The sequence below is a fragment of the Pseudoalteromonas luteoviolacea genome (assembly GCF_001696455.1).
In the GTDB taxonomy this organism is placed as follows: Bacteria; Pseudomonadota; Gammaproteobacteria; order Enterobacterales; family Alteromonadaceae; genus Pseudoalteromonas; species Pseudoalteromonas luteoviolacea_C.
The window spans coordinates 100,061-120,628 of the sequence record NZ_MAUJ01000007.1 but is presented as its reverse complement, the minus strand read 5'-3'; the positions used below and the strand labels follow the sequence as shown (position 1 = coordinate 120,628).

25 protein-coding genes are annotated in these 20,568 nt (G+C 42.4%); 18 read left to right on the top strand and 7 right to left on the bottom strand.

Annotated features, from left to right (window positions below; genetic code table 11):
- The first annotated feature begins 200 nt into the window (after positions 1-200).
- The 3 genes from A7985_RS18610 to A7985_RS18600 are packed head-to-tail and all read left to right on the top strand — an operon-like array spanning position 201 to position 1,853.
- Entirely contained in the window at positions 201-515 is a 315-nt protein-coding gene (locus A7985_RS18610; protein ID WP_065791906.1) for a DUF440 family protein, read from the top strand.
- Positions 516-551: 36 nt separating this feature from the next.
- A complete protein-coding gene (locus A7985_RS18605) occupies positions 552-1,370 on the top strand; it encodes a DUF481 domain-containing protein (protein ID WP_065791905.1) in 819 nt (272 codons plus the stop codon).
- Between the two features lie 6 nt (positions 1,371-1,376).
- Positions 1,377-1,853, top strand: a complete 477-nt coding sequence (locus tag A7985_RS18600) for a hypothetical protein (protein WP_065791904.1) — start codon at positions 1,377-1,379, stop codon at positions 1,851-1,853.
- Positions 1,854-1,862: 9 nt separating this feature from the next.
- On the opposite strand, the gene A7985_RS18595 is transcribed toward A7985_RS18600, so the two are convergent.
- Both A7985_RS18595 and ygfZ read right to left on the bottom strand, forming a co-directional pair.
- Positions 1,863-2,348, bottom strand: a complete 486-nt coding sequence (locus A7985_RS18595) for an FKBP-type peptidyl-prolyl cis-trans isomerase (RefSeq protein ID WP_065791903.1) — start codon at positions 2,346-2,348, stop codon at positions 1,863-1,865.
- Between the two features lie 10 nt (positions 2,349-2,358).
- Positions 2,359-3,267 carry a CAF17-like 4Fe-4S cluster assembly/insertion protein YgfZ gene (gene ygfZ / locus A7985_RS18590; protein ID WP_065791902.1) on the bottom strand — a complete coding sequence of 303 codons (909 nt, stop codon included), beginning with the start codon at positions 3,265-3,267 and terminating at the stop codon, positions 2,359-2,361.
- 238 nt (positions 3,268-3,505) lie between these two features.
- Between ygfZ and A7985_RS18585 the strand changes: the two genes are divergently transcribed.
- A complete protein-coding gene (locus tag A7985_RS18585) occupies positions 3,506-3,757 on the top strand; it encodes an FAD assembly factor SdhE (protein WP_065791901.1) in 252 nt (83 codons plus the stop codon).
- Entirely contained in the window at positions 3,738-4,145 is a 408-nt protein-coding gene (locus A7985_RS18580; protein ID WP_141685398.1) for a hypothetical protein, read from the top strand. The genes A7985_RS18585 and A7985_RS18580 overlap by 20 nt, the downstream gene beginning before the upstream one ends.
- Positions 4,146-4,149: 4 nt before the next feature.
- Here A7985_RS18580 and nadB read toward each other — a convergent pair whose 3' ends face one another.
- Positions 4,150-5,751: an L-aspartate oxidase gene (gene nadB / locus A7985_RS18575; RefSeq protein WP_065791899.1), complete on the bottom strand. Its 1,602-nt coding sequence runs from the start codon at positions 5,749-5,751 to the stop codon at positions 4,150-4,152.
- A gap of 248 nt (positions 5,752-5,999) precedes the next feature.
- Here nadB and rpoE point away from each other — a divergent pair, with 248 nt between their 5' ends.
- The 10 genes from rpoE (at position 6,000) to pdxJ (ending at position 14,439) form a co-directional block, all read left to right on the top strand.
- Entirely contained in the window at positions 6,000-6,581 is a 582-nt protein-coding gene (rpoE, locus tag A7985_RS18570) for an RNA polymerase sigma factor RpoE (protein WP_063371694.1), read from the top strand.
- Positions 6,582-7,184, top strand: coding sequence for a sigma-E factor negative regulatory protein (locus A7985_RS18565; RefSeq protein WP_065791898.1), 603 nt, complete (start codon positions 6,582-6,584; stop codon positions 7,182-7,184). It abuts the gene before it with no gap.
- A gap of 6 nt (positions 7,185-7,190) precedes the next feature.
- The gene (locus tag A7985_RS18560) at positions 7,191-8,141 is read left to right on the top strand and encodes a MucB/RseB C-terminal domain-containing protein (protein ID WP_065791897.1); all 951 of its coding nucleotides are present in this window, start codon (positions 7,191-7,193) and stop codon (positions 8,139-8,141) included.
- Entirely contained in the window at positions 8,138-8,587 is a 450-nt protein-coding gene (locus tag A7985_RS18555; RefSeq protein WP_065791896.1) for a SoxR reducing system RseC family protein, read from the top strand. Before A7985_RS18560 ends, A7985_RS18555 begins: the two co-directional genes overlap by 4 nt.
- A gap of 67 nt (positions 8,588-8,654) precedes the next feature.
- The gene (lepA, locus tag A7985_RS18550) at positions 8,655-10,442 is read left to right on the top strand and encodes a translation elongation factor 4 (RefSeq protein WP_065791895.1); all 1,788 of its coding nucleotides are present in this window, start codon (positions 8,655-8,657) and stop codon (positions 10,440-10,442) included.
- A 15-nt stretch (positions 10,443-10,457) separates the two neighbouring features.
- A complete protein-coding gene (gene lepB, locus A7985_RS18545; RefSeq protein WP_065791894.1) occupies positions 10,458-11,393 on the top strand; it encodes a signal peptidase I in 936 nt (311 codons plus the stop codon).
- Positions 11,394-11,395: 2 nt separating this feature from the next.
- Entirely contained in the window at positions 11,396-12,073 is a 678-nt protein-coding gene (gene rnc, locus A7985_RS18540) for a ribonuclease III (RefSeq protein WP_065791893.1), read from the top strand.
- Positions 12,063-12,962, top strand: coding sequence for a GTPase Era (gene era, locus A7985_RS18535; protein ID WP_065791892.1), 900 nt, complete (start codon positions 12,063-12,065; stop codon positions 12,960-12,962). Before rnc ends, era begins: the two co-directional genes overlap by 11 nt.
- Positions 12,963-13,700, top strand: a complete 738-nt coding sequence (gene recO / locus A7985_RS18530; protein ID WP_065791891.1) for a DNA repair protein RecO — start codon at positions 12,963-12,965, stop codon at positions 13,698-13,700.
- A gap of 4 nt (positions 13,701-13,704) precedes the next feature.
- Positions 13,705-14,439: a pyridoxine 5'-phosphate synthase gene (gene pdxJ / locus A7985_RS18525; protein WP_065791890.1), complete on the top strand. Its 735-nt coding sequence runs from the start codon at positions 13,705-13,707 to the stop codon at positions 14,437-14,439.
- A 51-nt stretch (positions 14,440-14,490) separates the two neighbouring features.
- Here the strand turns inward: pdxJ and bcp are convergent, their stop codons facing one another.
- Positions 14,491-14,964: a thioredoxin-dependent thiol peroxidase gene (gene bcp / locus A7985_RS18520; protein ID WP_065791889.1), complete on the bottom strand. Its 474-nt coding sequence runs from the start codon at positions 14,962-14,964 to the stop codon at positions 14,491-14,493.
- A 9-nt stretch (positions 14,965-14,973) separates the two neighbouring features.
- Positions 14,974-15,507 carry a glycine cleavage system protein R gene (locus A7985_RS18515; protein ID WP_065791888.1) on the bottom strand — a complete coding sequence of 178 codons (534 nt, stop codon included), beginning with the start codon at positions 15,505-15,507 and terminating at the stop codon, positions 14,974-14,976.
- Positions 15,508-15,817: 310 nt separating this feature from the next.
- On the opposite strand from A7985_RS18515, the gene bamC reads away from it, so the two are divergent.
- Together bamC and A7985_RS18505 are read left to right on the top strand one after the other, a co-directional pair.
- Positions 15,818-16,879, top strand: coding sequence for an outer membrane protein assembly factor BamC (gene bamC, locus A7985_RS18510; protein ID WP_065791887.1), 1,062 nt, complete (start codon positions 15,818-15,820; stop codon positions 16,877-16,879).
- A gap of 68 nt (positions 16,880-16,947) precedes the next feature.
- Positions 16,948-18,318: a YjiH family protein gene (locus A7985_RS18505; RefSeq protein WP_065792107.1), complete on the top strand. Its 1,371-nt coding sequence runs from the start codon at positions 16,948-16,950 to the stop codon at positions 18,316-18,318.
- A 37-nt stretch (positions 18,319-18,355) separates the two neighbouring features.
- Here A7985_RS18505 and A7985_RS18500 read toward each other — a convergent pair whose 3' ends face one another.
- Positions 18,356-18,613 carry a DUF2897 family protein gene (locus A7985_RS18500; RefSeq protein WP_256096797.1) on the bottom strand — a complete coding sequence of 86 codons (258 nt, stop codon included), beginning with the start codon at positions 18,611-18,613 and terminating at the stop codon, positions 18,356-18,358.
- Between the two features lie 180 nt (positions 18,614-18,793).
- Here A7985_RS18500 and A7985_RS18495 point away from each other — a divergent pair, with 180 nt between their 5' ends.
- A complete protein-coding gene (locus A7985_RS18495; RefSeq protein ID WP_065791885.1) occupies positions 18,794-20,128 on the top strand; it encodes an ankyrin repeat domain-containing protein in 1,335 nt (444 codons plus the stop codon).
- A gap of 52 nt (positions 20,129-20,180) precedes the next feature.
- Here A7985_RS18495 and A7985_RS18490 read toward each other — a convergent pair whose 3' ends face one another.
- Positions 20,181-20,540 carry an outer membrane protein assembly factor BamE gene (locus A7985_RS18490; RefSeq protein ID WP_065791884.1) on the bottom strand — a complete coding sequence of 120 codons (360 nt, stop codon included), beginning with the start codon at positions 20,538-20,540 and terminating at the stop codon, positions 20,181-20,183.
- Between the last annotated feature and the right edge of the window lie 28 nt (positions 20,541-20,568).

Below are 20,568 nucleotides of genomic sequence, written 5' to 3'. Positions count from 1 at the left end.
CTCAATCTTGCTATATAGAGAAATGGGATTCAAGCAGATATTCATTGTTATTATTTGTGTAGCTTATGTTCAGATTAGCATTTTTTGCGCGCTCAAATGCGCTTTGGCGTTAAATTTATTCAATACACCGGATCCTTGTAGAAAATGAAATTGTGGATTTGATATGATTAACATATTAATAAATTTTTGGAGTTGAGTTTATGTCGGCGAGACTGAGTAGCATTGAAGACGTAACGCATCAGGCATACGATATCTTTTTGGAGTTAGCACCTGAAAATTTATCACAAGAAGATATTGATCTATTTAACGAGCATCGCGAAGAATATGGCTTTATCGAAGAGAGCGATATTGATGATAGTTGGGAGAGCATAGTCGCATTTGAACAAGAAGCAGAGCGTGAGCATTTTGTTCAAGTGATTATCGGTATTGAGTTTGAAGACAGTGACGAAGTATTTGCAAAAGTGCTCATTAGTCGCGACTTAGACGCACCATTTTGCCATGTCGTGTGGAAGTAGAAGTAATAATAAAGAGATGTTCGTTAGGTGAAAAATGTGAAGTTGCTCTTGGTCATGTTGTTTTGCGTGCTGAGTACAAGAGTATATGCGGTAGACCCATTTGAAGACTTTCATGAGTATGGTGAATTGTCTGAAGAAGAGATCCATGAGTTACATAAAGGTGAATTCTTATATGGAGATATCGAATTCGGATATATTGCTAACAGTGGCAACACGAAAAACTCATCTTTTAAGCTACAGAGTAATTTTTACCAAGACTTTGAGTACTGGCGTAATCAGTTCAAACTAGACGGCTATTACGCTGATGAAGAAAACTCAGAGACAGGCATTGAGGATGAAACTGCTTCTCGTTACTTCTTCTCTGCACAAACGAGTTATAAGTTTGGTGTGGATAACGAATCATTCTTTCTCTACGGAGACTATGAAGTCGACAAGTTCAATGGCCGTGAGTACACATCCACATTTGCACTTGGCTACGGTAACCGATTATTCGAAGGCCGAAAAAACACCGTAGATTTTACCATTGGCCCCGGTATTTCTATGTACCGTGTAGATGACGAAACAGAGTTAGAACTTGGGCAAAAACGCGTTGAGCGTGGCGAGCTATTAAGATTGTCATTGCAATGGGAGCGCAATGTATCTAAACGTACAAGGTTTAATCAAGATTTTAGCTACGCGCAGTCAGTTTCAGGGTTGGGAGGACGCGGGTTTTCAGAAACATCTTTAATCAGTCAAGTTATTGAAGGTTTGTCTCTTAAGGTTTCTTATACTTATCGGTATAATTCCCAGCCTGAAGAGGATAAGAGAAAAGTCGACACCGAGCTGGGTGTGACATTCGTATATAGTTTTGATTGAGGCAATATGTATCAGAAGACGCAACTCGCATGGGCTATCTGGGGTATCTTAGCTTGGTTGAGCACATTTGTAATAATGGGCGCTGTGCTGCTTGGGCACAATCTTGGCGTCTTGGCTTTTGGCATCATTCTAGTGTTGGTCGCATTCTTTTTTTATGGATTGACCATTGAAGTAGACACTCAGAGCAAGCAATTGCGCTGGTGGTTTGGTCCCGGGATCGCTAAGAAAACACTGAGTTTCGACGATATTGATGAAGTAAAAGCGGTAACGAACTCGTTTCGTCATGGCATTGGGATGCGCATTTCACATGACGGCTGGGTATATACCGTATCTGGTTTCAAAGCAATTGAAGTTAGCATGTTAGATGGCACCAAGTATCGATTAGGTACAGCGGATCAGCCGGGTTTATTAGACGCTTTGAGAGACAAAGTAAAAGATAAAAGCGAAACAGACATAGCCGAAGAAGAAAAAAGCGCCCTGTAGGCGCTTTTTTTAGTGGTCGTGACCGCAGCCGCCCGCGCCATGAACATGGCCATGTGCCAGCTCTTCCTCAGTGGCTGCGCGTACATCAATAATCTCGACGTCAAAGTGCAATGTAATCCCCGCTAGAGGATGATTACCATCCACAATCACTTCGTCTTCTTCAACACCAATGACGATGACAGCTTGTTCACCTTCATCCGTTGTCGCACGAAATTGCATACCAACTTCGACTTCGATACCTTCAAACATGCTCTTTGGAACTGCTTGAGTTAAATTGTCGTTTCTTACGCCGTAACCTTGCTCAGGTTGAACTGTAACACTGACCTGATCGCCAGCTTGCTTGTCTATAAGCGCGTCTTCTAAGCCTTTAATTAGAAAGCCCGTTCCAATGATAAGCTCAAGAGGCTCCTCATCAAACGTGTTATCAATGCTGTTTTGGTCGTCATCCAAAACAGAGTAATGCATTTTGACCACAGTATTTTGGGCAATTTTCATAGTTTTTCCGTTATTTATCTTCTATAGAGTAAGGCAGTGCCTTGATATGTAGCCTCACTGAGTCATTGTCTTTGGGTCTCAGTACTGCTGATTGTTGCAAGTCGTTTGGTAACACCGCTAATGCATAGTAAATTTGTGCTTGCGTATCATAAACTTGATGAACTACCTTGCCAGCTCTTCGCCAATTATCCTGTTCCAGCTGCATTTCAATATCTTGAATTTGAATTGGCGCTTTTGACTCACCATGAACGATAAACATTGCGCGCTTGTTTTTACCTAAGTAGCGCATACGAGCGACTGTTTCTTGTCCAGTATAGCAGCCCTTTTTGAAGCTAATGCCATTTAAGGCTTGTAAGTTGACCATTTGAGGCACGAACTCGTCGATGACATTGTCATTGAGTTGCGGCTCACCAGCGAGAATACCGTTGATCTCAAACTGAGAGGCATCAGGTTCTACTTCTAGCATCTCAGGTAGTTTTTGATTGGCCGCTAAGATGAGAATGAGTCGCTTGCCATCTAATTTGAGTGCTTTGCCATCACCGAAGTTGCATGCGTTATCTTCATCATTAAATTGAATGCCTAATGAAGTACATAAGTCATCTAATGTATCAGTCAATACACCAAAACAGTGGTGATTTGACATCGCGATATCTACTTTAGCAAACACCCCGTATTTATTTAGCTCGCGATGCGATGCTTCTGCTTCTTGCGGTGACCCTAATAAAAAGTAGTTTTCATTCAGCGCAAAAACTCGCATCGCAGACCAAAGCTTACCTTTTGGGCTGCAGTGTCCAGTCCACAAGAAGTTAGTGTCTTTAACTAAGTTGATGTCTTGTGTGACTTGACCATGTAGGTAGCTGAGCTTGTCAGCTCCAGATATGGAGAGCAGTTTATAAGGGAGTTGATATGCTTTGGCCATCTTACTGATCCTGAGTATTTTGTTTGCAATATGTTACCTGATTAATGGGGGGGGAGATAGGCAAAAGCAAGATCAAATGACAACTATTCTTAATACTGACGAAGTTGTATGCAAATAGTGCGCACATTCACACAGTGATCAGGGTCAAACAATACGATATAGAATTTTAAAGCGTCCAAAGTATCGGTTATACTGAGGTCGATATTCGAATAATTAAGACAAGAGGAACGCCGGTTATATGGCCCAATTGTATCCTAAATCACGTATTAAGTGGGCATGCCGTCGTGGCATGTTAGAGCTTGACGTATTGCTAGAGCCATTTGTTGAAGAAGCTTATGACCAGCTCAGTGATGAAGACAAAATGGTTTTTCAACGTTTATTGGAAGTGGAAGACCCAGATTTATTTGCATGGTTTATGGGACATGAAAAATGCCCGCATGCCGATTTAGGCCAAATGGTGCAGTTTATTCTTGACCGAGTCCGCGTTTAGTATCGAATTTAAGAAAAATACCCCAGACCACACTATGATTGTGGTCTTTTTTTTATGTCTCTGGTTTGCCTTATTCTTGCTGCTCCCAAATTTTTGGTGGCTAAGTATTGTCCTCTGCTATATCGGTTTTCTTGATGCGAAAAAACGCCTCTATGAAATAACGCCAGATAGCGGGATCGTGCTAATTCAAGAAGGGCAAACTTGGCTACAACTCACAGGTGCTGGATTAGACATGCAAGGTGATATCCTCTCAGCGCATCGATACGCGAACTGGTTAGTGCTTTCGGTGCAAACAGACGAAGGGGTCAAACGAGTGACTTTTCTTGCCAGTGCAATGGACAAAGTAAGTTGGTCTCACTTTAATCGCATTGTACTGGCAAACCGCTGAGTCGCTATTTGTTAGGTTCTAGTACTGTCGGTTTTGGATCTTGCTTTTGCTCAGGGAAATCAATGGTGTAGTGCAGCCCTCGGCTTTCAGGCCTAGCTAACGCACTCCTAATGATTAACTCTGCCACTTGAACTAGATTACGAAGCTCAAGTAAGTTATTACTAACTCTGAAGTTTGCGTAATATTCTTGGATCTCTTGCTGCAAGAGTTCAACACGTCGCAAGGCACGTTCAAGTCGCTTGGTGGAGCGAACGATGCCAACGTAATCCCACATAAACAATCTGAGCTCGTGCCAGTTATGGGTAATGACAACCTCTTCATCTGAGTCACTGACTTGACTTTCATCCCAAGGCCTAAGTGCTTGCAGGTCGGCTTGGTTTTCGATGTTTGCGAGAATATCTTGTGCGGCGGCATGGGCAAAAACAATACATTCCAATAGAGAGTTACTGGCCATACGGTTTGCGCCATGTAGCCCCGTATAAGCAACCTCACCCACAGCATATAGGTTACTGATGTCGGTTTTGCCATTGAAATCTGTCATCACTCCACCACACGTGTAGTGTGCAGCAGGCACAACTGGAATAGGCTCTTTGGTGATATCCAGACCAACACTTAAACACTTGGCATATATTGTGGGGAAGTGTTCAATAATGAAATCTTTGTTTTTATGTGAAATATCAAGGTAAACGCAGTTTGCGCCGAGGCGCTTCATTTCATAGTCGATTGCACGGGCAACGACATCTCTTGGTGCAAGCTCTTCACGCTCATCAAAGTCAGGCATAAAACGGGTGCCATCAGGGCGTTTTAAATGGGCTCCTTCACCGCGCATAGCTTCAGTGATTAAAAAGTTTTGCAACTCTGGGTGATACAAGCTAGTGGGGTGGAATTGATTAAATTCCATATTGGCAACACGGCAGCCTGCGCGCCAAGCCATTGCAATACCATCGCCACTGGAAACATCGGGGTTTGATGTATAAAGATAGACTTTACTGGCACCACCAGTTGCTAATGCAACAAATTTCGCAGCTATAGACTCAACGCAATTTTGCCTGCGATTGTAGACATATAAACCCTTCACTCTTTTGGGATCACAGCTCTTTTCTGTGATTAAGTCTATCGCGTTGTACTGTTCAAGCACTGAAATATTGGGGTTTTCAAGCACGCGATCGACGAGTGTCGTCTGCACAGCTTTTCCTGTGGCATCGGCTGCATGAAGGATACGTCTATGACTATGTCCCCCTTCTCGCGTAAGGTGGTATCGCTCTTTGCCCTTGCTGTCGAACTCCATATCAAATGGGACACCCTGTTCGATAAGCCATTTTAAACATTTCTTAGCATTTGACGCAGTGTAGTGCACGGCCTCTCTGTCACATAATCCACCACCTGCAGCCAGCGTGTCCTCAACATGAGACTCAATGCTGTCATTTTTTTTGTCGAATACCGCAGCAATGCCCCCTTGAGCATAAAGGGTTGAGCCTTCTTTTAAGTCTCCTTTACTGATTACAGTTACTTGGCAATGGTTTGCCAAAGAAAGAGCGAGGCTGAGTCCAGCGGCGCCGCTACCGACAATAATAACATCTGTCTGATGCTGCATTTTTTTCTTCATGTTAGTGGTTCTTAGCGTTTAAAGTTTTATAACAACTACATTATGAACTAGTATCATATATCAATTAACTCAGCTTTATTAGAGATAAAAATAGTAGTTGTGTATCGTCTAGGACGAAGTAATACGGACTATTTTAAAAAAAATATTAAAAAAACAGAACTTTTTATTCATGGTGCAGTCAGACTAGCTGTAAAATGATGGCAACAATGCGCAAAAACAAGTAATAACAAAGAGGAGTACCGGCTCGAATGAACGAGCAGGATTTGGATTTAGAATTAGTTAGAAAAGTTCAGCAAGGAGATAAAAACGCCTTCAACCTACTGGTTGCCAAATATCAAAATAAGGTAGCGGCGTTGATTTCTCGTTATGTATCTAACTCAGGTGATGTTGCCGATGTGGCACAGGAAGCATTTATCAAAGCGTACAGAGCTTTGCCCAACTTTAGAGGGGACAGTGCTTTTTATACTTGGTTATACAGGATAGCTGTAAACTGCTCTAAAAATTATTTGGTATCTCAGGGCCGCAAGGCGCCTGCAAGTGATATAGATGCTGAGGAAGCGGAAGTTTATGACGGCGCGGAGCAGTTAAGATCTAATGCTTCTCCTGAAAGCTTACTCCTTAGTGACGAAATCAAAGCTGTGATTTTTCGAACGATCGAAGAATTGCCCGATGACCTAAAAACAGCCATTACCTTGAGAGAAATAGAAGGTATGAGCTATGAAGAGATAGCCGTTATTATGGAATGTCCCGTGGGCACGGTGAGATCTCGTATTTTTAGGGCTCGAGAAGCGATAGATAAAAATATTAACCCACTCATAGGTAAAAATTAAATGACGCAGTCAAAGTTTAATGTGAACAATGAAGAAGTGACGTCGGAAATTTTAGACGGAGAATGTGCATTAAATGGGAGCAACCAAGCGCAGTTAGATGCGCATAAATTTGCTCGCTACGCATTGATTGGTGATGTAATGCGCCAAAAAGAGCAGTCAACAGCATGTATTGATATTACTTCAAGTGTTGCTGCAGCACTTGCCGATGAGCCCGTTTACACTGCAACTGACAACACGGCTGTGAAACAAAAAGATGACGAAAAAGTCGTACAAATGTCATTTTGGCGTCGCCCAATATCGCAAGTTGCCATTGCTGCAAGTGTGGCTTTGTGTACTGTGGTTGGCGTAAACAACTTCATGCCACAAAATGCGGTAGATACACATTCACCTGTGTTACAATCTACGCCATTAACAGGCTCTGTAGCCCCAGTAAGCTTCTCTTCAGAGCAACCAGCACTGCAATCAGCTGAACAAGGGCTTAGAGAGTTACAAAAACAACGCATCGGTGCGTTAGTTCTTGAGCACCAGCGCCAGTCCAGAATGGCGCACGCACTTTCGCAAAATACTGCTCAAGCGGATAAGGAACAGCAAGAGGAAAAATAAACCTTGATGAAATGGCTCTCGGTAGTACTGAGCTTGTTTTTAACAACTCAGATTTATGCCAACGAAACGATTAATGCTCGCCAGTTACTAAAAGACATGTCTCTGGCTGTGCAGGAACGTAACTTTGACGCCTCTTTTGTTGTCGTTAAAGGAAAGGGTATGGAACCTTATAGATGGATCCATGGCCAAGTGGAGCAAACTGATCTAGAAATTTTAACGTTATTGAATGGCGCTGGGCTTGAAGTAGTGAGAGTGGATGATGTTGTAACTTACTTTGAGCCTCAAACTGAACCTTATTCGGTGAATACAGACGCCATAGCAGGGCCAATTCCAGAGGTGTTGCTGCGTGATATTGATTCGCTAAATGAAAGCTATGAATTTGTACTTGGTGGAAAAGAACGTATTGCAGGTCGCCCTGCGCAATTAGTGCGCCTAGTCGCTAAAGACGAGAATAAATACAACTATTGGTTGTGGGTTGATTTACAGTCGGCGTTGTTATTAAAAGCCGCTTATGTCAATCAACGCTCTGAAGTATTAGAGCAACTTCAGTTAACGCATATTAGCGTGACGGAGAAACCAGCCAATCAACTTTTAGAGTTGCATGAACGGGAATTTCCGAAACCTTCTTCGAGCAAAGAGCTGCAAGCACAAGCTAAAAAGCAGAATAACTGGCAAATTGCGTGGTTACCTAAAGGGTTTAAATTATTAAAATCTGACAGGCACAAGTTGGATTTGAATAATGAGCTAGCAGATTACTTTCTCTATTCAGATGGCTTAGTCGAGATATCCGTTTTTGTGCAAAGACCACTTTCTGGACAAAGAGCCAGTGGCGCACTGACTTCTGGTGCAACAACTGTCTACGTTCACAATGCTGGCGCGTATGATGTGTCGGTTGTTGGCAAGGTCCCAGTGGATACTGCAAAGACGATTGCTGAATCTGTTAAGCGTGCTTTATGATAGAGCAGACGCTGACGGTTTCAGAGCTAAGAAACAACACCGCATGGCTGGTTTCACAGCAGAAGCCAGCTTGTGAGGGCTGCAATGGTAAATGCGGCTCTCAAGTATTTAGCAAACTATTCGGTACCCACAAAAAAGCATTTCCAATTCCTCTCACTGAACCTCTTCAAGTCGGGCAAAAAGTAAAACTCGCGCTCGATGATAGTCAGGTGGTTCAACATGCACTTTGGGTGTACTTATTGCCGCTTGTTATGGCATTCATAGGCATGTTTAGTGCCTTACTTCTGTTTTCACTGTCTGAAGGTGGCCAAATAGCCAGTGCAGCTGCTTTCGCATTTTTAGGCTTTTTGATAGCGAAAAAAAAGGGGCAAAGCCTAAAACACGACGTAAAAGTGATAAAAATTTATCCAATTAGCCTTCCAGTAACGCAAATAGATGGTGATTAACTCAAATAAATTGTAAAATCGGCGTTTAATCTCTATTTGTGAATAACAGAAGTTTAGAATCCAGTATATGAAGCATATCCGTAACTTTTCAATTATAGCCCATATAGATCATGGAAAATCGACACTTTCGGACCGCTTAATCCAGGTATGCGGTGGCTTGTCAGACCGCGAAATGCAGCAGCAAGTACTGGATTCAATGGAACTTGAGCGTGAGCGTGGTATTACGATCAAGGCGCAAAGTGTTACCCTGAACTATACAGCGCAAGATGGCGAAACTTATCAGTTAAACTTTATCGACACACCAGGACATGTTGACTTCACTTATGAAGTATCCCGTTCTTTGGCTGCCTGTGAAGGTGCATTATTAGTTGTCGATGCAGGACAAGGTGTAGAGGCACAAACGCTTGCTAACTGTTACACAGCAATTGAAATGGACTTAGAAGTCGTTCCAATTCTGAATAAGATTGACTTACCACAGGCCGACCCTCTGCGTGTTGCAGAAGAAATCGAAGAAATTGTTGGTATTGATGCGCTAGAAGCTGTGCAGTGTAGTGCGAAGACCGGTATTGGTATTGATGCCGTTCTTGAAGAGATTGTAAAGGAGATCCCACCGCCAGAGGGCGATGTGAATAAACCTCTGCAAGCTTTGATCATCGATTCATGGTTTGACCCTTACCAAGGGGTTGTATCACTGGTGCGCATTAAGCACGGTCAACTACGTAAAGGTGAAAAAATCAAAATTATGTCTACGGATCAAGTTCATATCGTAGATAAAATTGGTATTTTCACGCCTAAGCAAACCGACACGGGTATACTAACGAGTGGTGAAGTTGGCTTTATCATCGCAGGTATTAAAGACATCCATGGTGCACCAGTTGGTGATACGATAACCCTTGCAAAAACGCCTGCAGAAGAAACACTGCCGGGCTTCCAGAAAGTGAAGCCGCAAGTTTATGCAGGTATGTTCCCGATTTCTTCAGACGATTACGAAAACTTCCGTGATGCACTGAATAAACTGAGCTTGAACGACGCATCTTTGTTCTTCGAGCCTGAAAACTCTACGGCACTGGGCTTTGGTTTCCGTTGTGGCTTCTTAGGTATGCTGCACATGGAGATCATCCAAGAGCGTCTAGAGCGTGAATATGACATGGACCTTATCACCACTGCGCCAACCGTGGTCTACGAAGTAGAAACCAAAGATGGTGTTATTCAAATCGATAACCCGTCTGATTTACCACCAGTTAATGACATTATTGAAATTCGCGAGCCAATCGTTGAAGCAAATATTCTTGTACCTCAGGAGTATCTTGGTAATGTCATCACCTTGTGTGTTGAGAAACGCGGTATGCAGACGAAGATGAGTTACCATGGTAATCAGGTTGCAGTCACTTATGAATTACCTATGGCTGAAGTGGTCATGGATTTCTTTGATAAATTGAAATCGACTAGCCGTGGTTTTGCATCATTAGATTACAACTTCAAGCGTTTCCAAGTATCTGACATGGTACGCTGTGACATTCTGATTAACGGTGATAGAGTCGACGCTTTGGCGATCATTGTGCACCGCGATAACTCTCAGAGCCGTGGCCGTCAATTGGCAGAAGCGTTAAGAGAGCTTATTCCAAGACAAATGTTCGATATTGCTATTCAAGCCGCAATTGGTAATCATGTAATTGCACGTACTACTGTTAAGCAGTTACGTAAAAACGTAATCGCCAAGTGTTATGGTGGTGACGTGAGTCGTAAGAAAAAGCTATTGCAGAAGCAAAAAGAAGGTAAGAAGCGTATGAAACAGTTAGGTAATGTTGAAGTACCTCAAGATGCGTTCCTTGCGATATTAAAAGTAGGTAAGTAACAGGAATTATTATTTATGGCAGGTTATTTTTCGGTCTTTCTCGTGCTGTTAACTTTGGGATCGGGCCTGATCTGGTTGATAGATCACTTAGTTTATGCACCAAAGCGTAAGGAGCGTATTGCGCTTGCCCAAGGAGCTTCAGAGCAACCACTTGATCAAGAAGTGATTGATCAGATAGCGCCAGTGCCTGCCATAACTGATAGTGCGAAGTCTATTTTTCCAATGATAGCGGCGATCACAGTTTTTAGATCGTTTATCTTCGAGCCTTTTCAAATTCCGTCGGGCTCAATGATGCCAACATTGTTGGATGGTGACTTCATCCTCGTTCAAAAGTATGCATACGGTATTAAAGACCCCGTTTGGCGTTCTCAACTTGTTGAAGTTGAAGATCCTAAACGTGGCGACATTGCTGTATTTAAGTTTCCTTTGGACGAGCGTATTGACTTTATCAAGCGTATTGTCGGTTTACCGGGCGACAGAATTGTGTATCGTAATCGTCAACTTTTCATTAATCCTAAATGTGAAGATGGTGAGCAAAACCGAGATGGGTTGGTATGTGGAGAATTCAACAAGATTGACGTAGAAATTGTCAATCGCGATGAATTTAAACAAGGGTCTATGCCACTAGTACGTTTGACAGAATCTTTACCAGATGTTGAGCACGACATTTTAATTAATCCGAAAGCTTTAGAATTGTCAGAGCGCTATTACCAGCAAGCTGGAACACGCCGAGACGAATGGGTCGTACCAGAAAACAGCTATTTCGCCATGGGCGATAACCGAAACAACAGCCAAGACAGCCGTATGTGGGGCTTTGTTCCTAAAGAGAACTTAGTAGGTAAAGCTGTATTCATCTGGATGAGTTTTGATTTTGAGAATGGCCCAGATAGCTTGTTGCCAAGCTGGGTTCCAACAGGGGTTCGTTTTGAACGCCTAGGTAATATTCAGTAACAATGAAAAAGAACGTCACAGAATTATATAAAAAAATCGGCTACGATTTTGCAGATCAGGGCTTGCTTGAGCAAGCCATGACTCACCGTAGTCATAAAGGTCAACATAACGAGCGCCTAGAATTTCTAGGCGATTCTATTTTAAGCTTTGTTATTGCAGACGCGCTGTATCACAAGTTTCCTAAAGCGCGGGAAGGCGATCTAAGCCGCATGCGTTCGACTCTTGTGCGCGGCCAAACGCTCGCAGAGTTTGGTGTTGAATTTGGCTTAGGTGATTATTTACGCCTAGGTCCAGGTGAGCTTAAAAGTGGCGGTTATCGTCGAGAGTCTACTTTGGCAGATGCTGTGGAAGCGATTATTGGCGCGGTGTTTTTAGATTCAGACATCGAGACCTGTAAGACGCTTGTATTACAGTGGTATCAGAGCCGTTTAGAAGCTATTTCACCAGGGCATAACCAAAAAGACCCAAAAACGCTGTTGCAGGAGTATTTGCAAGCGAGAAAGCAGCCTTTGCCAGCATATCAAGTTATTGATACTAAAGGGCAAGCGCACAATCAGACATTCACGGTCGAGTGCTCTGTTAAAGGGATGGATAGTATTATCTCTGTCGGTAGCTCACGTCGTAAAGCTGAGCAAAAAGCCGCTGAACAAGCATTGAAGATTTTAAAAGATGAATCCTAATACCCATTGCGGCATGGTTGCCATTGTTGGCCGCCCAAATGTCGGTAAATCCACCTTGTTGAACAAGATTGTTGAACAAAAAGTGAGTATCACGTCTCGTAAACCTCAAACCACGAGACACCGTATTATGGGGATCCATACAGAAGACAACTACCAGGCTGTCTATGTGGATACACCGGGGTTACACATTGAAGAAAAGCGCGCTATAAACAGACTGATGAATAGGGCTGCCAGTAGCTCTATTGGAGATGTTGAGCTCATCATTTTTGTTGTTGAAGGCACTTTGTGGAATCAAGATGACGAGATGGTACTTAACAAGGTCAAAGAAAGTGGCCGTCCAGTTTTGGTGGTGATGAATAAGAGTGATCAGGTAAAGGAAAAGGAAGCTATCTTACACCATATGCAGTGGTTGAGTGAGCAACATGAGTTCATCGGGATTGTGCCTGTATCAGCCAAAATCGGCAAAAACATCGATATGGTAAAAGATGAGGTTAAAGGCCGTTTGCCAGAGTGCGAATTTTATTTTCCAGATGACTACGTAACGGATCGCTCAATGCGCTTTTTAGCGGCAGAAATTGTACGCGAAAAGTTAATGCGCTTTATGGGTGATGAGTTACCTTACTCAGTAACGGTAGAGATTGAACAGTTTAAGTGGCAGGACAACGGCGTCTGGCAGATCAATGCTTTGATACTTGTTGAACGACAATCACAAAAACGCATGGTTATTGGGAATAAGGGCGAGAAGCTCAAAGTGATAGGCCGAGAAGCACGAAAAGACCTAGAAGATATGCTTGATAACAAAGTATTCTTGGAGCTATGGGTTAAAGTGAAATCTGGTTGGGCAGATGACGAGCGTGCACTTCGCAGCTTAGGTTACGGAGAAGACTGATTGGATAGCGACTTTCGGCAAGCATATTTGCTGCATCGGCGACCATACAGAGATTCGCAAGTGATGCTAAATATGCTGGTCGAAGGTATCGGCCAGCTTTCCATGGTGGCTCGAATAAAAGGTAAAAGAGCACTAAAACAAAATGCATCTTTGCAACCATTCACTTGCCTGCTGGTGAGGTTTGCTGGAAAGTATGACTTAAAGTACCTCAATGATTTTGAGATTCAAACTCCCCCTCTGTTATTTAAAGGTATCCACCTTTATTGCGGCTTTTACTTAAACGAATTGTCGCACCGTGTAATCCCAACAAACGAACCCTTAGATCACGTGTTCGAGTTATATCAAACTCACTTAAAACAGTTATATACAGCCAACCTAACAATGATAAACTCAAATGAGCATGATAAAGCGGCTGTCAGTGAACAGATTGAGGGAATACTTCGTAACTATGAGTTTCAATTACTCTGTGAATTGGGTTTTGGTGTGGAGTTCGATTTCGACGCATATGGGGAGCCAATTGAAGTAACGAAACATTATCAGTTTGTGCGTGAAGTGGGGTTTTGCCCAAGTGAAGACATACATCGCAGCTTTTCTGGAAAGACGCTCTTTGCTATTGCTCAAGGTGACTATCAAACACAGACAGTGAGACGGCAGGCAAAAGCTTTGAGCCGCTATTTATTAAAACCACTGCTTGGAAGTAAACCACTTAAAAGCAGAGAATTATTTCAACCAAGGTAAAATAATGAAAGATATATTATTGGGTGTTAACGTAGACCACATCGCTACTTTAAGACAGGCTCGTGGTACAAGCTACCCAGATCCTGCTCATGCCGCTGCGGTTGCAGAACATGCCGGCGCAGATGGTATCACGATTCATTTGCGTGAAGATCGTCGTCATATTCAGGATAGAGACGTGTATGTCATGGCTAAAACAATTCAGACACGTATGAACCTAGAGATTGCCGTGACGGATGAAATGCTGGATATTGCGTGTGAAGTAAAACCTGAATATGTTTGCCTAGTCCCAGAGAAGCGTGAAGAATTGACCACCGAAGGTGGCTTGGACGTTGTGGGTAATCAACAAAAGGTCACAGATGCTGTTAACAAACTAGCGGACGCGGGTATCAAGGTTTCACTGTTTATTGACGCAGATAAGGCGCAGATTGATGCGGCAAAAGCCACTGGCGCGCCTTACATTGAAATCCATACAGGCGCATATGCGGACGCACACACAGACAGTGAACAAACAGCTGAGCTGGAACGCATACGCGAAGGCGTACAATATGCTCATAAGCAAGGTATTGTGGTCAATGCGGGACATGGACTTCATTATCACAACATAAAGCCAATTGCAGAGATGCCTGAGATTTATGAGTTAAACATTGGTCACGCCATTATTGCGCGTGCTGCGATCGATGGCTTGGATAAAGCAGTGAGAGATATGAAGCGCTTAATGCTTGAAGCGCGTCAAGCTTAGTTTGAGCGACTTTTCAAATAAAAACCCCAGCGATGCAGCTGGGGTTTTTACTTATGCTTGTTCAGCTAGGTAATCGATAACTACCTGATGGTGTTCTTTGGTTTTAAACTTATTGAACACATGGCTCACTTTACCGTCTTGGCCAATTAGGAAGCTAATGCGGTGAATGCCATCGTACTCTTTACCCATAAACTTTTTTAGACCCCACACACCAAATGCATCTGCAATCGCATGGTCTTCATCTGAAAGTAGGTCAAAGTTTAATTCTTTTTTTGTTTCGAAGTTCTTTAACTTTTTCACAGGATCTGGGCTAATGCCGACCGCAACGGTATTGTGTTGTGCGAGTTGCGCTTTATGATCGCGCAGCTGCTCTGCTTGCACGGTGCAGCCAGGTGTTAATGCTTTCGGGTAAAAGTAAACCAATACCTGGTGTGTACTTAGTAGATTACTGAGTTCTACCATTTCACCATTTTGATTTTCAAGTTTAAAACTAGGTGCGTTATCACCTGCTTGTAATGTATTCATTTATGATCCTTAGCGAATGCGTCTGAAAACATAGTGTACGTTTGAAATACCAGAAAGTTCTTCAAACTTTTCTTTAAATTTATCAAAGTCTAATTCAGAAGGGGTATTAAATTCTAGAAGACAGCTCATGTGCATTTCACCTTGCTCATCATAAGTGTCAGATTTTAGGGAGCAAATACTCATATTTTGTTCAGCAAAAAAGCGTGTTACGCGGCTGAGCGTACCTTGTGTATCGAGGCCCGAATATTCTAATGTATACCCAGCGCCATATTCATTTTCTGTATGACTCGAAGTACGTTTCATCATTGTCATAAGACCGAGCTCAACGCTTTTAACAGGCAGCGTATGTTCGACTCGACTAATTGCGGCCATGTCGCCAGACAACAGCATGATAAATGTAAATTCGTTACCTAATATCGCAATTCGACTATCAATGATGTTGCAGTTGCTTTCACTCACCAACTGGGTGAGTTCGCTTACTATACCGGGTTTGTCTTCCCCGATAGCAGTTAAAACAAGTTGATGTGAAGTAAAAGTAGTCATACTGACATCCTAGTGAGCTTGCGCCAAATTGAGTTATTGAGACTGGTTTTTAGTTATATAGCGGCGAATACTATCACAGTTTAATACTGAGTCCCACCGCTGAGCAAAAGCAGCGGCTACGCGCTTAGGACAATTCAGACTTACTATTCTTGTGTTTACGGGGTTTGCCAAGTAACATAGTGCAAATTTTTTTGAAATTTATCTGTCACTCCAGAACAAATTTATTGAGTTTGGCAGTGAACCATTTCAGCAATCCTTAATCTTAAGTGAAAGAATAATTATATAATGGGTTTGCTAAGGAGTTTTATTAGTGCAGTATTGGGTCCCTAAAGCGCTAACGTTAGGCGTTGTACTTGGTTTATCAGGTTGTAGTGTTTTTACCAACGACGCTCATCACAAGAAAAACTATCGAGTTCACGAAGCTGTGCAAGTTCCAGCAGATCTTGAGCAACCGTATCAAGACCAAGAATTTAAAATGAGTGTTGCCACTTATGCCAATGATTCTGAAGCTAAGGGTTATCGCCCACCTCAGCAAGTTCTGACGCTAGCCAAGGGCAGTTGGGCAGAAGATAAAGAAGATGTTGCGCGTATTTATTTTGACAAAAATGATGGCATTGAAACATTAGACGACTTTATTTGGCGTGCCGTTGAAAATGTTGTGAGCAGCCATGAAACAAGTATTGGTGAAGATAACCGTAATCAAGGTTCAGTGACGACGGGTTGGTATTCATTAATCAAGGCTGAGGAAGGCTGGTTTTGGGAAACTGAAAAAGAAGTTTCAAGACAGCGCTTTGAATTCGTCTTGTCTCAAAAAGAACACCAGAGAACCGCATCGTTAGAAGCCAAGCTTGTTGACTATCAGAGTGATGATGTCCCACTTAACGAGCTATTACAGCAACAGCTTGAAGTGCGTGCTATCAATGAAGTTGTGGCAGAGTTTGATTATCAGTACCGCTTATTGGTAGTCGAGATGCGCAAGCAGCAGGGCGTTCTTTCGTTAGATCTGGGCTTTGATAAAGAAGGTAATGCTGCTTTAATAACTCTAGCTGACCGCAGTACGGTTATGGAAAGATTATCCAACTTCTTAGAGCGAGTGAACTTTACGGTTATCAGAATTGATGATGATATCAATGAAGTCCTAGTTAGATATGAAGCACCAGAGAATAGTGTGTGGGATTCTATCTGGGGCGAGGAAGTAGCAGCGCTTGCTATTCCTGATGGTGACTACACCATTAAAATTGGTACGACAGATGATGAACAAACATCTCTAACATGGTTTGATGCAGAAAGTAATATACTAGATGCAGCAACCATGTCATCGCTTCAGCAAGGGCTTGTTGAGGCGTTAAGAAACCGCGGACTAAGTATATAATTACAAACCGCTAAAGTAGTTCAGAAAAGAGCATTTGCTCTTTTCTTTTTTTTGTGGGTAAAGAAATGATGTCAGATACAACGCATTCATCACAAGTGAATTGGCGAACTTGGTTCGCGTTTTTGGTGCCATCGCTAATAGGTGTTTTTCTTTTTATGACGCCTGTACCTGATGGTGAAGCAATGACAATTCCCATCGCAAAACTGGCAAAAGCCTTACAGGAAATCACCGGACCAATTATACATGCATTGATTTTATCAATCGTTTGCATAACGGGCGTCTTAAGTGTTGTTGTAAAAGTATTTAAACCAAAACCCCTACTAAAAGTAGACTTGATCAGGCATTTGTTTGATGTAAGTTGGTTGTGGGTAGTAACTCGTCTATTTGGTATGCTTTTTATTATCATGACTTTTTTCCAAGTGGGCCCCGAACTCATTCATTCAAAATATACCGGGGCATTGGTATTAAATGACTTATTGCCTGTATTATTTTCGGTATTTGTTTTAGCCGGCTTACTATTACCTTTATTACTGAATTTCGGCTTGCTAGAGCTTGTAGGTACGTTGTTAACAAAGATTATGCGACCTGTTTTTGGTGTGCCAGGACGCAGCGCCGTAAATTGTGTGGCATCTTGGCTAGGGGATGGAAGCGTTGGTATCTTGATGACTTCTCGCCAATATGAAGATAAGCACTATACGCAAAGAGAAGCTGCTATTATCGGCACGACTTTTTCTGCTGTATCCATTACGTTTTGTTTAGTGGTGATTGGACAAGTTAAACTTGAGCACTTATTTGCACCATTTTATTTGACGGTATGTGCTGCGGGTATTGTTGCGGCAATCATAGTACCAAGATTGCCCCCATTGAGTTTTAAAAAAGACGTATATGTAGATGGTGCTACACACAATGAAGATTCAGAACTAGTACCCGAAGGCAAAACCCTGTTTGGTCATGCGCTAGATGTAGCACTAGATAAGGCACATAAAGCACCAGGCGTAAAAGGAACGGCAAAAGAAGGAGTTTATAATGCTTTGGATATGTTATTTGCTGTGCTGCCAGTCGTAATGGCTGTGGGCACCTTTGCACTTATCATTGCAGAAGAAACACCTATCTTCCAATTCTTAGGCCAACCATTTATTCCATATCTAGAATTATTACAAGTCCCTGAGGCGGCAAAAGCTGCCGAAACAATAGTTGTGGGCTTTGCGGATATGTTTATCCCATCTATTCTTGCCGCTGGCAGCATTGAAAGTGATGTAACGCGGTTTATCGTTGCGGCACTGAGTGTCACTCAACTAATTTATATGTCAGAAGTTGGGGCGCTACTACTGGGTAGTAAAATACCAGTGAACATTTTTGAGCTATTTGCGGTATTTATCTTGAGAACCTTGGTGACTTTGCCTGTGATTGCATTGATGGCACACTGGCTGGTTGGGTAATCTCAGGGGCAGGGGATCTCAGGTGCGATCCTCTGTCCTAATCTTTGCTGCTTTGTTTATCCTCGGGCTTTTCCTCACTTACCTCTTCATTTTTAATTTGCTTATCTAATTTGTTTTTTACATTGAACTTTGTGGCGTATTTTAACAGCGTAATGTTGCCTATGATGTAGCCAAGTACAGCGACAATAATTAAGATTATTTGCCAAGTTTCTAGCTTTTCTTCACCCATTAAATCGCTCTCGTGTTCTAAGTTGTTCAGGTTATATAAACTTCTGATAAATATTCTAGAAGTCACATAAGATAGTCTACTAAAATCACTCTGATTGTTCGACCAATAATAATTGTAAATAGTGTGAGATATTCGCAGCATTTTAATTTTACAATTGGTATGATCGGCTGTAATGAAAGTGATGCAAATGATTGCATAGTTTCTAGAACATCTAAATTTTCTGATTAATAAATGGTTTGTGCATCCATGGAGCAAGTTTTAATTTGGCCTTCTCAGTTTCCGTTGCTTTTAAAAGGGCTTGTTGAAGACAATGGCGCTTTTATTTTGGACGCCTTAGAGGCGTGGCCAGAATGTGAAACTATAAAGGATGAACAAGGCGTCGTATCACAAGTACTGCCACCAATTTTTTATGTCGCATGGCTTCAACCGTTAGACCCCTTTGAGTCTTGTTTTTTTCAACATATTGATGAGTATGACGCAGAGGAACACCAGTATGTGGCTGGCTTACTGCAACATATTGCCGCTGCAGGAATGAGTAAAGATGAGTTAACGCTAAAGTTACTTGGTAGTCTGGCAAGATACTCCAGTATCAAAGCACAGGTGAAACTGCAGAAAAAAGTCTCATTCGCTGACTTACTACTCAAAAATGAGCAGTATAAAACAATCGCTTGGTTACTTGAGGGAGATTTAAAACTAACCCCAGCGCAAGCTTGTGACTACTGGATTTATGGCGCAGCCAGTGCAAGAGAAAGTCTGTCAAATTGTTATCAAAACGCGCTACAAAATCTAACTCAAACTCAGCTAGAAGCTGTTAAAAGGCTCAATGAGGGGGAAGATTGTGACGGACTTTTGAACCTTCTGTGCAATGAAGAAGAGTTGCTTCATATATTAGACAATGCATTGCTTGAACAAGTGATGTCAGGTACCGCAAAGCAATCACACATGATGTCTTTAATCGAAAAAGGCGCAAAGGGGCATGGCAAGGATAGTGCAGGTAAATCTGCGATGATGTGGATTGTTGAAAAAGGGTTTGTCAGTGCTGCAAAAGCACTCAGCAATTTTCATTGCGCCGTCTCATTAGACGATCTCGGGCGAAACTTAATGCACTATGCTGTTCTATCCAATTCAAAGCCAATGTTAGAGTTGGTGGAGGGAATGGGCGTCGATCCTCGGCTGGCTGATATCACAGGCTGTACGCCATATCGTTTGGCATCAGAAAATCAATCTGTCAGTGCCAAAAAATACCTGGAAAAACGGGGGATCATCGAGCTGAGCGATGAAGCAAAGTACCAACGAATATTTAGAGTGTATTTGCTCAAAGCGCTTGTTGTGGTGTTGTTGCCAGTTCAAATGGCATTGTTCTTTGACTCTGGGCGCGATAATAAACTTTCGATGATTATATTGTTGTCTAGTTGCACATTGTTTATCTTTGCCCTTGCCCGGCTTTTAAAAGGCCGAAAACTGTTTCCCACAATGAGATTGCCAATTACGTTAAGGTGCTTAGGTGCAATGAGTTGGCTGAGTTTGGCTATCCAAGCATTGTTTACTGTGACAATGTGTTTAGCGGTTGTGAGTAGTTAAGAAGAGTTGTTAGGGGATATCGGCAGGTGTTCAACCTGCCGCATTAATAAGGTTACTGATCGAGCGGTGTATCGAATTCAGCCGGCTTGTCAAAATCGCCTGATATGCGTACCAGCTTATCGTTTTCAAAATAAACCGTTAGACTCTTGCGGATTTCAGAGTCACGATCAATGTTGAACACATAATTATAGTGCCATTTACTCGAGTCAAAAGCGTCTTTAGCGACGGGAGTACCAAGCACGTACATTACCTGTTCTCTGCTCATTTGAACTCTGAGCTTATCAACATCTGATTGCTCTAAAAAGTTACCCTGAGGAACATTGATCCTATAAACCCAGCTTGAACAACCGGACAAAAAAACACTCATTATGGCGGCGGTTAGCCAAGTTAAAAGGAGTTTATTGTACTGCATGTATATGTGTATCCTTATTTTTGATTCT

What these genes read in the sequence shown, in the direction of transcription:
- A7985_RS18610 (WP_065791906.1), top strand. Translation starts at nt 201, where the DNA reads ATGTCGGCGAGACTGAGTAGCATTGAAGACGTAACGCATCAGGCATAC.
- A7985_RS18505 (WP_065792107.1), top strand. Translation starts at nt 16,948, where the DNA reads ATGTCAGATACAACGCATTCATCACAAGTGAATTGGCGAACTTGGTTC.
- nadB (WP_065791899.1), bottom strand. Translation starts at nt 5,751, where the DNA reads ATGAAGAAAAAAATGCAGCATCAGACAGATGTTATTATTGTCGGTAGC.
- A7985_RS18600 (WP_065791904.1), top strand. Translation starts at nt 1,377, where the DNA reads ATGTATCAGAAGACGCAACTCGCATGGGCTATCTGGGGTATCTTAGCT.
- rnc (WP_065791893.1), top strand. Translation starts at nt 11,396, where the DNA reads ATGAAAAAGAACGTCACAGAATTATATAAAAAAATCGGCTACGATTTT.
- lepB (WP_065791894.1), top strand. Translation starts at nt 10,458, where the DNA reads ATGGCAGGTTATTTTTCGGTCTTTCTCGTGCTGTTAACTTTGGGATCG.
- A7985_RS18595 (WP_065791903.1), bottom strand. Translation starts at nt 2,348, where the DNA reads ATGAAAATTGCCCAAAATACTGTGGTCAAAATGCATTACTCTGTTTTG.
- ygfZ (WP_065791902.1), bottom strand. Translation starts at nt 3,267, where the DNA reads ATGGCCAAAGCATATCAACTCCCTTATAAACTGCTCTCCATATCTGGA.
- lepA (WP_065791895.1), top strand. Translation starts at nt 8,655, where the DNA reads ATGAAGCATATCCGTAACTTTTCAATTATAGCCCATATAGATCATGGA.
- A7985_RS18490 (WP_065791884.1), bottom strand. Translation starts at nt 20,540, where the DNA reads ATGCAGTACAATAAACTCCTTTTAACTTGGCTAACCGCCGCCATAATG.
- era (WP_065791892.1), top strand. Translation starts at nt 12,063, where the DNA reads ATGAATCCTAATACCCATTGCGGCATGGTTGCCATTGTTGGCCGCCCA.
- A7985_RS18585 (WP_065791901.1), top strand. Translation starts at nt 3,506, where the DNA reads ATGGCCCAATTGTATCCTAAATCACGTATTAAGTGGGCATGCCGTCGT.
- bcp (WP_065791889.1), bottom strand. Translation starts at nt 14,964, where the DNA reads ATGAATACATTACAAGCAGGTGATAACGCACCTAGTTTTAAACTTGAA.
- A7985_RS18555 (WP_065791896.1), top strand. Translation starts at nt 8,138, where the DNA reads ATGATAGAGCAGACGCTGACGGTTTCAGAGCTAAGAAACAACACCGCA.
- A7985_RS18495 (WP_065791885.1), top strand. Translation starts at nt 18,794, where the DNA reads ATGGAGCAAGTTTTAATTTGGCCTTCTCAGTTTCCGTTGCTTTTAAAA.
- A7985_RS18560 (WP_065791897.1), top strand. Translation starts at nt 7,191, where the DNA reads ATGAAATGGCTCTCGGTAGTACTGAGCTTGTTTTTAACAACTCAGATT.
- pdxJ (WP_065791890.1), top strand. Translation starts at nt 13,705, where the DNA reads ATGAAAGATATATTATTGGGTGTTAACGTAGACCACATCGCTACTTTA.
- A7985_RS18515 (WP_065791888.1), bottom strand. Translation starts at nt 15,507, where the DNA reads ATGACTACTTTTACTTCACATCAACTTGTTTTAACTGCTATCGGGGAA.
- rpoE (WP_063371694.1), top strand. Translation starts at nt 6,000, where the DNA reads ATGAACGAGCAGGATTTGGATTTAGAATTAGTTAGAAAAGTTCAGCAA.
- A7985_RS18565 (WP_065791898.1), top strand. Translation starts at nt 6,582, where the DNA reads ATGACGCAGTCAAAGTTTAATGTGAACAATGAAGAAGTGACGTCGGAA.